Raw genomic sequence first — 14,543 nt, 5'->3', positions numbered from 1 at the left:
GAGCCGCCACCGCGGCCTAGTGTGCAACATAATTCACCATTATGTAGTGAATAATAGTGCACATGCAAACTGACGAGACTTCTGACGTTCTCACGCACGTGAGCAAAAATGTGCGTCGCCTGCGGCTCGCCGCCGGGTTGAGCCAAGCTGCGCTGGCGGACAGATCGGGGGCGAGCCGGCGAACCGTCATCAAGCTGGAAGCCGGCGAAGCGAATATCAGCCTCACCGGCTTGGACCGCCTCGCCGAAGCGCTCTCGGTGACATTTGTGGACCTCGTGGCTGAGCCGTCAGCGGCACGCACCAATATCAACGCGGTCACCTGGCGAGGGCACGGCGCCCACAGCGTGGCGACCTTGATGGCTTCCGTCCCCGCTGCCCAGGAAGCCCAGCTCTGGGATTGGTCCCTTGAGCCCGGGGAGCGCTACCGCGCGGAGCCGGACCCGGCCGGCTGGTCGGAAATGATCCTTGTCTTCGAAGGCTCGCTGGTCATTGAGGCGGACGATGAGACCACCCACCTGCAGGCGGGTGAGCACTATGCATTTCCCACGTCCCAGGGCTATTCCTATTTCAATCCCGGTGAGCGCATTTCCCGTTTTGCGCGCGTAGTCGCCAGCTGAGAAATTCCCACGTCATCGCCAAAGGCATTATCCGCCCGCAAAGGCGCTCTTTACATGTTGGCCACCGACTGTTTGCAGCCCAGGCAGGCATGTTTTCCCTATCCGAGCCAGTGGAGTACACGAACTATATCTCCCTTGGCGATCGTGATGCCAGGCAGAGGCTGCCATGCTGTCAAGAGACGCATTGCCGTTGCCCATAACCACAATGTTCAGCTCCAGGGTCGGGGATTCTGGAAACGCAGGGGCAAGTGCAAGGGGAAGTTGGCGAGCGTGAAGACAGCGCAGGCCCCACTGCGCTCAGCCGCGTGGCAGCGCCTGCCGGACAAGGGCCCAGTCAGCGCCATGCACCGCGAAACGAGATTTCCCTTCCGCTGAAACCAGCAGGTCGCTAGGGTGAATACCAGTTGCCCAAAACCCTGCCAATGGAGAACCCGTGTCCCTAGCACTGCCCCAGCCAGCTCTGCCGCATCCCTCATTGGCACCCGCGGTGAATTGGGGGATTCTTGGTCCCGGGTGGATCGCCTCGCAATTTGCCAGCTCGCTGACCACACTTACCCGGAGCCGCATTGCCGCGGTTGGTTCGCGCCGCCAGGAGCGCTCGGCACAGTTTGCCCAGAGGCATGGCGACAGCAAGACGCGCGCCTACGATTCCTATGACCAGGTGCTCAACGACCCATCGGTAGATGTTGTCTACATTGCCGTCCCCCATAGCGGCCACGCTGAACTAGCAATCAAGGCCATCAACGCCGGAAAACATCTTCTGGTGGAGAAGCCGATGACATTGAACGCCGGGCAAACCCAGCAGGTGATCACCGCGGCCAGGGCTGCAGGCGTCTTTGCCATGGAAGCCATGTGGTCGCGCCTTTTGCCCGTCGGCAACGTGATCGCGCAGGTCATCGAGTCCGGGCTGCTCGGCCAGGTTCTTTCCATTAACGCCGACTTCGGAGCGAAGTTTGAGGTTGATCCCGCTTCACGGATCTATGACCCTGCCCTGGGCGGTGGCGCCTTGCTGGATCTTGGCATCTACCCGATCGCTTTCAGTGCCATGGTTTCCCCGGTTCGGCAGCTGCTTCATGCTTCTGGGCGAATGACCGAGACGGGTGTCGACGCATCGTTCACGGCAGTGCTTGCCAACGAGGACGGGTCTACGACTAGCGTGTTCAGCAGCATTGAAACTGATTCACCGCAGAGTGCCTGGATTGCCGGAACCCGCGCGACCCTGGAAGTGCAGCGCCCCATATTTGCCGGGTCGCGGCTGGTGCTGCGCAACTCCGATGGCAGCATCGCCGACAGCCAGGAATTCAGCGAGCACTCTGCTGCTACTGGCCTTGGCTGGGAAGCCGCCCATGTTGCCCGGTGCATCGGTGAAGGCCTGCTCGAATCCCCTGTCATGCCGCTTGATGAATCGCTGGCCATCGCGCAGACCATGGACCGCATCGCGGCCGAGCTTCGCAGAGGCTAGTGGATCGGCTCCGCTGGATGCGGGGCGCCGTGCTTGGCCACATCATCCATCAAGATCTGCGGCCAGGCATTCACTTCGCCGCGCGTGCTCGCTACTTGCAGCCTCGCCTGGGGCAGCGCATACAACAGGGCTTGTGCGGTAGCCACCGGATGGGAGGGGTCCTCAGTCCACGCAAGAATATGCGTGGGAACGGTGACGCGTGCCAGGTCCGCAAGCTGGGGCAAGTCGCTGGCGGCAGCACCTCGGAAAATGGCCGGCAGCAGCTCGGGAGCATTATCCGGTACCGTCACGGGATTCCCGATGGTGGCTGGCGGAACCGGCTGATTGAGATCTGCCTGGATGAAGGCATCCCAGCCCTCGGTTTCCAGTACCCGGGCGTGGTTCGCATAGGCTAGCGACTTCGCCTTGCGAGACTCCCACGCCGTGGGCGGAAGCAGAAGCGTCAATCCGCAGAAGCGCTCGGGATCCTTGATCGCTGCGTATAGCAGGGTGGCGCAACCCATCGATGGGCCCGCCCCGTAGACTTTTTCGCCAGGGAAGTACTCGTGCAGCAGATCCAGCAGGTCATCGGCGAGGTGCTTCCACTCGTAGTCCTCAGCCATTGCCCGCCCAGTAGATTCACCGTGCCCGCGAGCATCGTAGCGAAGCAGCCGAGTGCCGCTGAGCCCTCGGCCTAGATCCAAATTCAACAAGCGGTCGCGTGCCCGGCTTGAGGTCAAGCCATGTAGCTGGACTACCGGATGCCCGCCTTCATCACTGAGTTCTACTGCAAGATCAGCGCCTTGAACACTAAATGTCGCCATAATCCAAGTTCGCTTCCGTCATAGTCAATCTTGGGTAATAGGATAACGCCATGAGACTGACGAACGTCGCACAGTTACGGTTGCCCTTTGGAAAGTTGCACGGATACGACGTCGCTGTCCAGCGCACCGGAGTTGAGCTGCCGATTTCCTTTGACCAGCGGCGTCATGTCTCGCTTGGCCAGCGCCCGGGATCATGGATGGCCATCAGCTTCCGATTGCCTGCCAAGGTGGCGCTGGATGAGCTAGCCGCCGCGTGGCTGGAAGTCGTCAACCGCCATGGAACCTTGTGCTCTGCCTTCAGCCAGGATGAGCAGGGCGAGCTGCGTCTCGAAGAGATCAACGTGTCGCCCGGGGCGTGGACACAGCACCCGGTAGCCAGCGGGCAGTCGATGAACGATGCGCTTCGGGACGTTTTTGACCAGGCTTGCTCGCCGTTTAATGCTCCGTCCCATCGGTTGTGCCTGCTGGAGACCGCGTTGGAGTCGACGGTCGTCATCGCCTCGGACCATTCGCATGTGGACATGTGGTCGATGCTGGTCATCGTGCGCGACCTGCTGCGGGCATTAGGGCTCTCCGATGATGATGTGGTGCCGCAGCCACTGGCCGCAGCAAGCTTCACCGAGCACACCCGGGCCTTGGCCGAGCGCGAACGCGCCCCTCGCGAGGTCCACCAGCGGTGGGCAGAGGTGCTGGATGCCAGTGGTTCGGTCATGCCCCGCTTCCCGCTGCCGCTAGGCGAACCAGTGCCCCACGCAGAACGGGTAGAGGTCCGCGATGTTTTGGACGTGGATGACAGCGCCGCCTTTGCAGCCCAGGCCAAAGAGGATTCTGTCTCCACGCTGACCGCTGTCATCTCTGCGATGACCTCGGTGACCTTGGACCTCGCCCAGGCCCCGCTGCGGGCAGTCTTCCCCGTGCACAGCCGCTACGATCACCAATGGGATAACTCCGTGGGCTGGTTCATCACCAACGCCGTCATCGAATCTGCAGATCCATCCCCGCTCGCCTGCGCAGCCGCAGTCAAGGAAGCGGTACGGCTTGGCTCATGGCCATTGGAGGAAATACTCGAACCATGGGGCGGGATGCCCGAGGCGCCGGGCATGTTCGCCATTTCCTGGTTGGACCTGCGCAGGCTTCCGGTTCGAGTTGATTCCATCGGCCTAGAAGCCCAGTACATTGGCGCCAGCATCCGCACCGACGGGGTGATGCTGTGGTTCATCCTCGATGACGCCGGACTGCACCTGCGGTGCCGCTACCCGGATACTCCCGAAGGCCGTGAGCACGTGGGCGGATGGCTGGATGCGCTGATCCTCAAGCTTCGTTCCCAGGCCCGGGCATCGGTGGGCGGATTGCTCCGCCTCGGCGAGCGCAGATACCGTGTGCAGCGTGCCGAGCGCTCCGATGTACCAGCCATTGTCGCATTGCTTTCCGATGACGAATTGGGGGCCGCCCGCGAAGGCGAGGAACTGGTGGCCTACGAACGAGCCTTCGACAAGATCAGCCGCGACTGGTCAAACTATCTTGCGGTGGTGCGCGATGAACAAGACACCGTCATCGGAACGATGCAGCTATCGATCATCCCTGGGCTGTCCCGCAAGGGCACCACGCGCTTACAGATCGAAGGCGTGCGCGTAGCTGCCAGCGAAAGATCCCGCGGCGTCGGCCGGGCGATGCTCGAATGGGCTCACGCGCATGGCCGGGCCCGCGGGGCGCGGCTTGCACAACTGACTACCGATTCATCGAGGCTCAGGGCGCATGCGTTCTATGCGCGCCTGGGCTACGAGCAGAGCCATGTGGGACTCAAGCTGCAGCTCTGAGGTTCTGGCCGAGGACGCAGCCGGCCTACGCTCGGCCAGCGCCCTCGTCGGCAACGACGGTGAAGATATTCGGCTGCACATAACCTGCCTGTTCAAAGGCGGCCAGCACCGCTTGGCTGACCGGCTCCACCTGTTCTCGGCGAATCAGTGCAATAGCGCTTCCGCCAAAACCACCGCCGGTCATCCGGGCGCCGATCGCCCCGGCTTCCATCGCCGCTTCCACCGCGGCATCAAGTTCTTCGCTGGAGATCTCGTAGTCATCACGCATGGAAACGTGGGACTGGTACAGGAGCTCGCCGACCGCCTTAAGGTCTCCCTCGCCCAAGACCTTGACTGTCTCCAGCACTCGCTGGTTCTCGGTGACAATGTGCTTTGCGCGTCGCTTGATCACCGGATCTCCGATGGCTTCAAGCGCCTCAACGCTGTCCACATCCCGAAGCGCATCCACTCCCAAGACTTCGCAGGCCTGCTCGCAGCTGCGCCGGCGGGCCGCATACCCGCCATCAACATGCGAATGCTCCACCCGCGTATCTATCACCAACACCACAGCATCATTCTGCGCCAACGGCAATTGCACGGCCTGTGCTTCCATGGAACGGCAATCCAGGAACAACGCATGATCAGCATGGGACATCAGCGATGCGCTCTGATCCATGATCCCCGTCGGAGCACCCACAAACTCATTCTCAGCCCGCTGAGTCAACTGCGCCATCTGGGTGAGCGACAACCCCAGCTCATAGAGGTCGTTGAGGGCAACAATCGTTCCCACTTCCAGCGCGTGGGAAGAGGACAGGCCCGAACCCACCGGAACATCAGAATCCACCAGCAGCTCAAAACCGGCCAGCTCGACACCCTCCAGCTGGTTCAACGCCCACACCACCGCCGCAGGATAAGCAGCCCAGCCAGGCACGGCCTTGGGCACCAGCTCGTCGATGGCAATGGAGGTGACGGGAATGGATTCTCCGCCGCCATAGGTCGAGGCGAAGTCCAGCGACGTGTTCTCCGGCTCCAGCTGGGACTTGCGGCGAATGGCCACCAGGGCATTCTTGTCAATGGCAAAGGGCAGGACGTAGCCCATGTTGTAGTCGGTGTGCTCGCCGATCAGGTTCACGCGTCCCGGCGCACGCCAGATGCCCTCCGGGTGATGGCCAAAGGTCTTGGTGAACTTGTCGCGCAGTGCGCTGACGCGCGCTGCGTGGTCTTTGCTGTCGCTAATGCTCACAGGGTCACCTCGCGCAGTCGTGCTGCCGTTGCCTCGGCTGGAATGTCATTGATGAAGGCGCCCATGGCCGCTTCGGATCCAGCCAAGAATTTCAACTTGTCTTCGGCTCGCCGCGGGCTGGTCAGCTGAAGGTGCAACCGGGAAGCAGCGCGTTCCCTGGCGGCCAGCGGCGCCTGGTGCCAGGCTGCGATATATGGGGTTGGCGTGTCATAGAGCGCGTCAAAACGGCGCAGCAGATCCCGATACATGATCGCCAATTCGTCTTTTTCCTCTTCGGTCAAGGCCGCAAAATCCGGCACATGCCGGTGCGGGACGAGGTGGGCTTCCAACGGCCAGCGTGCTGCATAGGGAACAAAAACGGAGAAGTGCTCGCCCTGTACGACCATGCGCGTGCCTTCGGCCTGCTCGAATTCGAGGATGTCGCCCATCAGCGTTCGGCCGGTGGATTCGAGATGCTTGACCGCTTGATCAGCCATCTTGCGGGCCGTGGGGGTCAGGTACGGATAGGCGTAGATCTGCCCGTGGGGGTGATGCAGGGTCACGCCAATATCCTGCCCGCGGTTCTCAAATGGGAAGACCTGGGCGATGCCTTCCATGGCGGAAAGCTCTTCGGTGCGCTGGGCCCACGCTTGCACGACGGTGCGGGCGCGCTCGTCATTCAGCGAGGCAAAGGATCCGGCATGGTCGGGGGTGAACACCACGACTTCGCAGCGGCCATAGGCTGGCAGCGGAACCTGTTCCGCGGCATGTTCCGGAATCTTCCCCAGGGCCGGGCCGAGGGATGGGAAGCGGTTCTCGAATACCACCACATCAAAGTCTTCGGCCGGGATTTCGCTGAGCCGCCCGTCAACGCTCGGGCACAGCGGGCACTGGTCCTTGGGCGGAAGGTAGGTGCGCGACTGGCGGTGGGCCGCCACGGCCACCCAGTCGCCGCTCAGCCGGTCGTAGCGCAGTTCACCTGGCTCGCCGCGCGGGTCCAAGGCCCGGGTGTCATGCACCTCTTCGGGCACGCTGCCCGAGCCATCGGCGAAGAAGATTGCCCGGCGGCCATCGGCAAGGTGGTGGACCCGGTGGGTTGCTTCATGTGCTGCGTTGCCCTGCGGCATGGCAATGTCTCCAGATAGTTCGTCAGTTCGGTGGTGTGGAACAGGCCGGCGAGCTCAGCTCGCCTGCGCCGGGCCAATCAGCCAGCTGGCTTGGTGGGTGGCGGCCGGTTCCAGCCGGATCACGCCTTCACCGGAGTTGAAGGCCCCCGGCGGGCAGGTCATGGGCTCGACGGCCAGGCCGGTGCGATTCAGGGCCGGATCATCGCCGTCGGCAGTGTGCACCTGCACCCAGCCGCAGGTGCCATCCCAGATGATCTGCGAGCCCACGCCGTGCTCATCGGTGAGAACCGCCCGGGCCAGCTTCTCTCCGTCGAATTCCAGGGAAGTGTAGGCATGGTCGATGAAGGTGGTGCCCAGCGTCCGCGGGGTGCGGAAATCCAGTTCGGTGCCGGCCACCGCGACAACCTCCGTGGGCAGCAGGCGCTGGCCCTCGGTGAGCTGGACCTCGTGCGCCGGCAGGCTCAGCGTCCAGGCATCGGCCTTTCCGCCAGGGGCCACCAGGTAGGCGTGCGATCCCCAGCCGAAAGGCGCCGCTTCGGCCCCGAGGTTGCTGGCGGTGGCGGTGGTGCGCAGCCCTTGCGGCTCCAGCTGGTAGCTGATCACCAGCTGCACTTCGAAGTGGTAGCCCTCGCTCGGGGTGATGATGGTGCGGAATTCCGCGAAATCATCGCCGTGCTGGGCCAGGGTGAAATCGGTGTCGACCACCAGCCCGTGCAGGGCGTGCCCCCGGGCCGGTTCGGTGATCGGCAGCTGGCGCTGCACCCCTTCCCAGGTGTAGCGTCCATCGCGCACGCGGTTGGGCCAGGGAGCGAGGATCGCCCCGGAGAAGACCGGGCGGGGCTGCTGCGGATCAAAGGCCCGGACCAGCGGCCGGCCCTGGTGCTCCAGGCTGACCAGGGTGGCGCCAACGCTGGCTAATTCTGCGCTGAAGCCATGGCCGGCCAGGGCCACCACCTGGCCATTGGCGCTGGTCAGCTGGGGTTCGCTCATGCTGGGCATGGTTCCTCTTTCTGTGCTGGTCCGGATTTGGAGCTCATGGCATACGCTGGGCCCTCCCGCACACCGGTGCGGAAGGGCCCAGCCATGCACTGCGCGGGGCTCGGCCTAGTTGCCTGCGCCTGCGCGTCGCTTGTTGTAGATGTCGAAGGCCACTGCCAGCAGCAGCACGATGCCCTTGACGATCTGTTGGGTGGAAGCGCCCACGCCCATCAGCTGCATGCCGTTGGAGAGCACCGCCATGACCAGGCCACCGACGATGGCTCCGGTCACCCGGCCAACGCCACCGGTGGTCGAGGCGCCGCCGATGAAGCAGGCCGCGATGGCATCCAGCTCGAACATGTTGCCGGCACCGGGCTGGGCGCCGTTGGAACGCGAGGAGAAGACCACGCCGGCGATACCCGAAAGCAGGCCCATGTTGATGAAGATCCACAGGTTGATCTTCTTGACGTTCACGCCCGAGAGCTTGGCTGCCGACAGGTTGCCGCCGATGGCGTAGACGTGGCGGCCGAAGACCGTGCGGGTGGTCAGCACGTGGTAGCCCAGGATCAGAACGGCCAGGATGATCAGCACGATCGGCATGCCGCGGCTGGTGGCGATCTGCCAGAAGAACCAGAGGATGATGATGGCCGAGAGGACGTTCTTGCCCAGGAACATGGCCAGGGATTCGACGCTCTGCCCGTACTTCACGCGGCCCTGGCGGGTGCGCCACTGCGAGTAGATCAGTCCGGCCACGGCGATTGCGCCGATGACCAGGGTGAAGGTGTCAAAACCGTAGCCGCCGAGCAGGCCGTTGAGGAATCCGCCGGCAATCTGGCCGTATTCGCCAGGGAATGGGGAGAGTGAAACGTTGTTCAGCACTTCGTAGGTCAGGCCGCGGAAGAGCAGCATGCCCGCCAGGGTCACGATGAAGGCCGGGATGCCCACATACGCCACCCAGAAGCCCTGCCACAGGCCGCACAGCGCGCCGACGGCGATGCCGGCAAGCATGCCGGCCCACCAGGGCATGTCGTGCTTGATGATCAGCACCGCGGAGACGGCGCCGGTCAAGGCGACCAGCGAGCCGACGGACAGATCGATGTGGCCGGCGACGATCACGATGATCATTCCCAGGGCCAGCACCAGCACGTAGGAGTACTGCAGGACGATGTTGGTGATATTGGTCGGGCTGAGCAGCAGCCCATTGGTCAGGATGGCAAACAGCACCACGATGAGCACAAAGGCAATGTAAATGCCCGAGGTGCGCAGGTTCTTGGTGAAGATATCCTTCAGCTCGCTTGTGATGGTCATCGGGTGCTTTCCTTCTCGATGGTCATGAGTTCCATGAGGCGTTCCTGGTTGGCTTCGTGCCGTGGCAGTTCACCGGTCAGCCGGCCGTAGGCCAGCGTGTAGATGCGGTCGCAGATGCCCAGCAGCTCGGGCAGCTCGGAGGAGATCACCAGCACTGCCTTGCCGGCCGCGGCCAGCTCGTTGATGATGGTGTAGATCTCGTATTTGGCGCCGACGTCGATGCCGCGGGTGGGCTCGTCGAGGATCAGCAGCTCGGGTGCGGTGTGCAGCCATTTGCCCAGCACCACCTTCTGCTGGTTGCCGCCCGAGAGGTTGCCGACCTTGGCCATGACGTTGGGGGTCTTGATGCGCATGGACTTGCGGTAGTGCTCGGCGATCTGGATTTCGCGGTTGGAGTTGACGAACCCGTTGGAGGAGATCTTCCCCAAGCCGGCCGCGGTGGTGTTCACCCGGATATCCTCGATGAGGTTCAGCCCGAACTTCTTGCGGTCCTCGGAGACGTAGGCGATGCCGGCCTTGATGGCTTTGCCCACGGTGGAGGTATCCACTTCCTTGCCGTCCATCAGCACGCTGCCGGTGATATTCCGGCCGTAGCTGTGGCCGAAGACGCTCATCGCCAGCTCGGTGCGCCCGGCGCCCATGAGGCCTGCGATGCCGACAATTTCTCCGGCGCGCACGTTCAGCGAGGCGTGATCCACCACGGTGCGCTCCTGCTGCACCGGGTGCTGCACCGACCAGTCGCGCACCTCGAAGACCACATCGCCGATCTTCGGCTCGCGTTCGGGGTAGCGCGAGGACAGCTCGCGGCCGACCATGCCGCGGATGATGCGGTTCTGGTTGGAGGCCGGGTCGGCCATGTCCAGCGCTTCGATGGACTGGCCATCGCGGATGATGGTGGTGGTATTGGCGATGTCCTCGATTTCGCCGAGCTTGTGCGAAATGATGATCGAGGTGATGCCCTGCTCGCGCAATCCGCGCAGCAGGTTCAGCAGGTGCTCGGAGTCATCGTCGTTCAGTGCCGCGGTGGGTTCGTCCAGGATCAGCAGCTTCACGTTCTTGCTCAGCGCCTTGGCGATTTCCACCAGCTGCTGCTTGCCGACGCCCAGCTGGCCTACCGGGGTGACCGGAAGTTCATCCAGGCCGACACGGGAGAGCAGTTCGGCGGCACGGTGGTTGGTTTCGTTCCAGTCGATGAAGCCGCTGCGGGCGGTCTCATTGCCAAGGAAGATGTTCTCCGCCACCGACAGGTAGGGCACCAAGGCCAGTTCCTGGTGGATGATCACGATGCCCTGGGCTTCGGAATCCTTGATATTCGAGGCTTTGAGTTCCTCGCCTTCGAAAATGATCTGGCCCTCGTAGCTGCCGTGCGGGTAGACCCCGGAGAGCACCTTCATGAGGGTGGATTTGCCGGCGCCGTTTTCGCCGCAGATGGCGTGGATTTCGCCCTTGCGAACCGAAAGGTTGACGCCGTCCAGCGCCTTGACCCCGGGGAAAGTCTTGGTGATCTCCTGCATTTGCAGGATGGTGGTGTCCATAGTGCAGACGTCCTTGGTGTGTGCTGAGAGCGACCTGCCCGGGGCCGGCCGCAACATCGTGATGCTGCGGCCGGCGCTGGGTGCGGGAAGCTACTTGCTGCGGCCGGCCTTTACTTCTTCTGCCGTGTAGTACTCGGAGTCAACGAGCAAGGACTTGATGTTGTCCTTGACCACGATGTCCGAATCCAGCAGGAAGGATGGGACGACCTTCTTGCCGTTGTCGTAGGTCTCGGTGTCGTTGGCTTCCGGCTCGCCGCCGCCGGCGTAGGCCTTGACGGCTTCAACGGCCTGGGTGGCCAGCTTGCGGGTGTCCTTGAAGATGGTGGAGTACTGGACCCCGTCATCAATCAGCTTCACCGAGGCGATTTCGGCGTCCTGCCCGGTGACAACCGGCAGGCCTGCCTTCATAGACTTGCCGTAGCCGGCGTTGGACAGGGCGGTGATCACGCCGCGGGAGATGCCGTCAAATGGCGAGAGGATGCCATCGATCTTGGTCTTGCCACCGGCATAGTGGGCGGTGATCAGGTCTTCCATGCGCGACTGGGCTTCTTCCTGGCTCCAGCGCAGGGTGGCTGCCTGCTCGATGTCGGTCTGGCCGGACTTCACCACGAGGGTCTTGTCATCCAGGAATGGCTTGAGCGTGTCCATGGCGCCCTTCCAGAAGAAGTGCGCGTTGTTGTCATCGATGGAACCGGCGAAGAGCTCGATGTTCAGCGGGCCCTTCTTGTCGGTCTTCTTGCCATCGGCATCCAGCAAGCCAAGGCCGGTCAGCAGCGAGGTGGCCTGCTGCACGCCGACGTTGTAGTTGTCGAAGGTGACATAGAAGTCGACGTTCTCGGTACCGTTGATCAGGCGGTCGTAGGAGATGATCGGGATTCCTGCATCCGCTGCGGCCTGCAGCTGGGTCGACAGCGCGGTGCCGTCAATCGAGGCCACCACCAGGATGTCGTCGCCCTTGGTGATCATCTGGTCGATCTGCTGCTGCTGGGTTGGGATGTCGTCATTGGCGAACTGCAGGTCGACGCTGTAGCCAACTTCTTCCAGCTGCTTCTTGACGGCAGCGCCATCAGCGATCCAGCGTTCCGAGGTTTCGGTAGGCATTGCCACGCCAACCTGGATGTCCTCCGGTGCCTTTGATTCGCCGTCGCCGGCGCCTGCACCGCCACCTGCGCCGCTGCCGCCACAGGCTGCCATTGCGGTAACCAGCGCGAGGGAACCAACAGTCGCCGCAGCCTTGCGGGTCCAGTTATTCCATGCCATCTTTTCCTCCTTGAAAATGTGCCCCACTCTGCGAGTGAGACGGGGCTCACACCATGTTAGCGCTAACAACATCGGTTGCGCCACCCCTAATTGAAGATAAATTAAGATTCCTTACTCATTGCGCTGGCGGAGCCCCGTCAGCGGGCTCCGCCAGCGCAAAAAACCGCGGGAAAACGGCCGAGAGCTAAAAACCCTGAGCCAAACGGTAGTAGCTCTGGTTCACGCGGATCTGCTGGGCAAAGTTCCGGCGAGTGGTTTCCTCATCGATGACCAGCAGTTCGGTCCCGGCGATTTCGGCGAAGATCTCAAAGGCTTCGATGCCCGCGGCGGTGGACATCACCGTGTGGTGCGCTCCGCCGGCAGCAAGCCAGGATTCGGCCGACACGTTGAAGTTCGGGCGCGGGCTCCACACTGCGCGGGCCACCGGCAGGTTCGGCAGATCGGCCGGCGGGACGACCACGTCAACCACGTTGGCGGTCAGGCGGAAACGCTCGCGCATATCGGCCATGGACACCACGACGGCACCGTCGGTGGCGTCGGCGTTGAAGACCATGCGCACTGGATCTTCGCGGCCGCCAATGCCCAGCGGGTGGATTTCCACGCGTGGCTTGGCGGTGGTCAGCGAAGGGCAGACCTCGAGCATATGCGCGCCGAGGATCAGCTCCTTGCCCTCGGTCAGGTCGTAGGTGTAGTCCTCCATCAAGGAGGCGCCGCCTGGCAGCCCTTGGCCCATGACCTTGGCCGCGCGCACCAGCACCGCGGTCTTCCAGTCGCCTTCCGCTCCAAAGCCGTAGCCCTTGCCCATCAGGCGCTGCACGGCCAGACCTGGCAGCTGGCGCAGCCCGCCAAGATCCTCGAAATTGGTGGTGAAGGCCATGGCATTGGCCTCGCGCAGGAAGGTTTCCAGCGCGATTTCCTGGCGGGCCGCGTAGCGCAGCGACTCGTGGCGGGCGCCGGAAGCGCGCAGTTCTTCCACGACGTCGTAGTCGCGCTCGTACTCGGCCACCAGGGCGTCGATATCGGTCTCGGCTACGGCTTCCACCGCCTCGACCAGGTCATTGACCGCCCAGGTGTTCACCGAGACGCCGAAGCGGATCTCGGCCTCGGTCTTGTCCCCCTCGGTCACGGCAACATTGCGCATGTTGTCGCCGAAGCGGACCAGGTTCAGGTTCTGCACGGCGTTGAAGCCGGCGGCCCCGCGGATCCAGGTGCCCACGCGGCGGGCTACCGCCGGGTTGGATACGTGGCCCACCACGGTGGTGCGCGATGCCCCCAATCGGGTGGCCAGGTAGGCGTATTCGCGGTCGCCGTGCGCGGCCTGGTTCAGGTTCATGAAATCGAAGTCGATGGAATCCCACGGCAGTTCAACGTTGGCCTGGGTGTGCAGGTGCAGCAGCGGCTTTTGCAGGGCCTTCAGTCCGTTGATCCACATCTTGGCCGGGCTGAACGTGTGCATCCAGGTGATGACGCCCAGGACGTTGTCATCCGAATTCGCTTCGAGCATCGCGCGGCGGATGGAGTCGGAGTCCTTGAGCACCGGCTTCCACACGATCCGTGCCGGGACCTCGGCGGAGGCATCCAATGCCTGCGCCACCTCGGTGGATTGCTGGGCCACCTGGCGCAGGGTCTGCTCGCCGTAGAGGTCCTGGCTTCCGGTGAAGAACCAGATTTCCTTGTCGTTATATGCCTTGGCCATGATGTCCTTACTGTCCGTAAACGTTCTGGTAGCGCTCGTAGAGCGAGTCGATCTTTGCGGGGTCGATTGGCTGCGGGTCCCCGAGCTGCTGGGCGATATGCACGGTGCGGGCCACTTCCTCGCACATCACCGCCGCCTTGACGGCGGCACGCGCATCCTTGCCGATGGTGAAGGGGCCGTGGCTGGCCATGAGCACCGCGGGGCTGCGCGAGCCGCGCAGCGTGGAGACAATTCCGCGGCCGATGGAGTCATCGCCGATGATCGCAAAGGGGCCCACGGGGATGGGGCCGCCAAACTCGTCGGCCATCATGGTCAGCACGCAGGGAATTTCTTCGCCGCGGGCCGCCCATGCGGTGGCATAGGTGGAGTGGGTGTGGACCACGCCGCCAACTTCTGGCATGTGCTCGTAGGTGTAGGCGTGGGCCGCGGTATCCGAGGAGGGCGCGTGCCCGCCGTCCAGCAGCTGCCCATCGAGGGTGCACACCACCATGGATTCTGCGGTCAGGTCATCATAGGAGACCCCGGAAGGCTTGATCACGAAGAGGTCGGCGCTGCCGTCGGCCACCTCGGGGTGGCGCACCCGCTGGGAGACGTTGCCGGCGGTCCAGACCACCAGTTCATAGCGCGGAAGTTCCGCATGCAGGTCGGCGACAACTTGGCGCACCCGCTGGATCTCTTCGCGCATCGTCTGCGGGTAGCTGTCCAGGGTTCGTTGTTGATTCATCGGTTTCTCTTTTCG

General features: G+C 63.2%; 12 protein-coding genes. 3 read left to right on the top strand and 9 right to left on the bottom strand.

Annotated elements, in window-relative coordinates:
* Positions 1-62: 62 nt before the first annotated feature.
* Positions 63-617 (top strand): XRE family transcriptional regulator, encoded by a 555-nt coding sequence (locus H6F58_RS00210; RefSeq protein ID WP_146277023.1) that lies wholly within the window; start codon positions 63-65, stop codon positions 615-617.
* 433 nt (positions 618-1,050) lie between these two features.
* The gene (locus H6F58_RS00205) at positions 1,051-2,079 is read left to right on the top strand and encodes a Gfo/Idh/MocA family oxidoreductase (protein ID WP_171918756.1); all 1,029 of its coding nucleotides are present in this window, start codon (positions 1,051-1,053) and stop codon (positions 2,077-2,079) included.
* Here the strand turns inward: H6F58_RS00205 and H6F58_RS00200 are convergent.
* The gene (locus H6F58_RS00200) at positions 2,076-2,882 is read right to left on the bottom strand and encodes an alpha/beta hydrolase (RefSeq protein ID WP_146277027.1); all 807 of its coding nucleotides are present in this window, start codon (positions 2,880-2,882) and stop codon (positions 2,076-2,078) included. The two genes, H6F58_RS00205 and H6F58_RS00200, sit on opposite strands and share 4 nt — an antisense overlap.
* Before the next feature lie 50 nt (positions 2,883-2,932).
* Here H6F58_RS00200 and H6F58_RS00195 point away from each other — a divergent pair, with 50 nt between their 5' ends.
* Complete coding sequence (locus H6F58_RS00195; RefSeq protein ID WP_146277029.1) at positions 2,933-4,699, top strand: GNAT family N-acetyltransferase; 1,767 nt, start codon at positions 2,933-2,935, stop codon at positions 4,697-4,699.
* A 25-nt stretch (positions 4,700-4,724) separates the two neighbouring features.
* Here H6F58_RS00195 and galK read toward each other — a convergent pair whose 3' ends face one another.
* The 8 genes from galK to H6F58_RS00155 all read right to left on the bottom strand — a co-directional run bounded on the left by galK (position 4,725) and on the right by H6F58_RS00155 (position 14,528).
* On the bottom strand, positions 4,725-5,921 hold the full coding sequence (gene galK / locus H6F58_RS00190) for a galactokinase (protein ID WP_146277031.1): 1,197 nt from the start codon (positions 5,919-5,921) through the stop codon (positions 4,725-4,727).
* On the bottom strand, positions 5,918-7,027 hold the full coding sequence (gene galT / locus H6F58_RS00185; RefSeq protein ID WP_171918755.1) for a galactose-1-phosphate uridylyltransferase: 1,110 nt from the start codon (positions 7,025-7,027) through the stop codon (positions 5,918-5,920). Before galT ends, galK begins: the two co-directional genes overlap by 4 nt.
* Positions 7,028-7,081: 54 nt before the next feature.
* Positions 7,082-8,017, bottom strand: a complete 936-nt coding sequence (locus H6F58_RS00180) for an aldose 1-epimerase family protein (protein ID WP_171918754.1) — start codon at positions 8,015-8,017, stop codon at positions 7,082-7,084.
* A gap of 114 nt (positions 8,018-8,131) precedes the next feature.
* The gene (mmsB, locus tag H6F58_RS00175) at positions 8,132-9,313 is read right to left on the bottom strand and encodes a multiple monosaccharide ABC transporter permease (RefSeq protein ID WP_060703123.1); all 1,182 of its coding nucleotides are present in this window, start codon (positions 9,311-9,313) and stop codon (positions 8,132-8,134) included.
* A complete protein-coding gene (mmsA, locus tag H6F58_RS00170; RefSeq protein WP_146277037.1) occupies positions 9,310-10,848 on the bottom strand; it encodes a multiple monosaccharide ABC transporter ATP-binding protein in 1,539 nt (512 codons plus the stop codon). Before mmsA ends, mmsB begins: the two co-directional genes overlap by 4 nt.
* 90 nt (positions 10,849-10,938) lie before the next feature.
* Positions 10,939-12,108, bottom strand: coding sequence for a multiple monosaccharide ABC transporter substrate-binding protein (gene chvE, locus H6F58_RS00165; protein WP_060703125.1), 1,170 nt, complete (start codon positions 12,106-12,108; stop codon positions 10,939-10,941).
* Positions 12,109-12,292: 184 nt separating this feature from the next.
* On the bottom strand, positions 12,293-13,804 hold the full coding sequence (gene araA / locus H6F58_RS00160; protein WP_146277039.1) for an L-arabinose isomerase: 1,512 nt from the start codon (positions 13,802-13,804) through the stop codon (positions 12,293-12,295).
* Between the two features lie 7 nt (positions 13,805-13,811).
* Positions 13,812-14,528: an L-ribulose-5-phosphate 4-epimerase gene (locus H6F58_RS00155; protein WP_084793333.1), complete on the bottom strand. Its 717-nt coding sequence runs from the start codon at positions 14,526-14,528 to the stop codon at positions 13,812-13,814.
* Between the last annotated feature and the right edge of the window lie 15 nt (positions 14,529-14,543).

The sequence above is a fragment of the Glutamicibacter sp. FBE19 genome (genome assembly GCF_015524875.1).
In the GTDB taxonomy this organism is placed as follows: Bacteria; Actinomycetota; Actinomycetes; order Actinomycetales; family Micrococcaceae; genus Glutamicibacter; species Glutamicibacter halophytocola.
The sequence above is the reverse complement of the archived record's forward strand: the minus strand, read 5'-3'. Positions and strand labels throughout refer to the sequence as shown.

Bases quoted from the DNA above. Each gene is read 5' to 3' on its own strand.
- H6F58_RS00180 (WP_171918754.1), bottom strand. From the start codon at position 8,017: ATGAGCGAACCCCAGCTGACCAGCGCCAATGGCCAGGTGGTGGCCCTG.
- mmsB (WP_060703123.1), bottom strand. From the start codon at position 9,313: ATGACCATCACAAGCGAGCTGAAGGATATCTTCACCAAGAACCTGCGC.
- araA (WP_146277039.1), bottom strand. From the start codon at position 13,804: ATGGCCAAGGCATATAACGACAAGGAAATCTGGTTCTTCACCGGAAGC.
- H6F58_RS00210 (WP_146277023.1), top strand. From the start codon at position 63: ATGCAAACTGACGAGACTTCTGACGTTCTCACGCACGTGAGCAAAAAT.
- H6F58_RS00195 (WP_146277029.1), top strand. From the start codon at position 2,933: ATGAGACTGACGAACGTCGCACAGTTACGGTTGCCCTTTGGAAAGTTG.
- mmsA (WP_146277037.1), bottom strand. From the start codon at position 10,848: ATGGACACCACCATCCTGCAAATGCAGGAGATCACCAAGACTTTCCCC.
- galT (WP_171918755.1), bottom strand. From the start codon at position 7,027: ATGCCGCAGGGCAACGCAGCACATGAAGCAACCCACCGGGTCCACCAC.
- H6F58_RS00200 (WP_146277027.1), bottom strand. From the start codon at position 2,882: ATGGCGACATTTAGTGTTCAAGGCGCTGATCTTGCAGTAGAACTCAGT.
- H6F58_RS00155 (WP_084793333.1), bottom strand. From the start codon at position 14,528: ATGAATCAACAACGAACCCTGGACAGCTACCCGCAGACGATGCGCGAA.
- chvE (WP_060703125.1), bottom strand. From the start codon at position 12,108: ATGGCATGGAATAACTGGACCCGCAAGGCTGCGGCGACTGTTGGTTCC.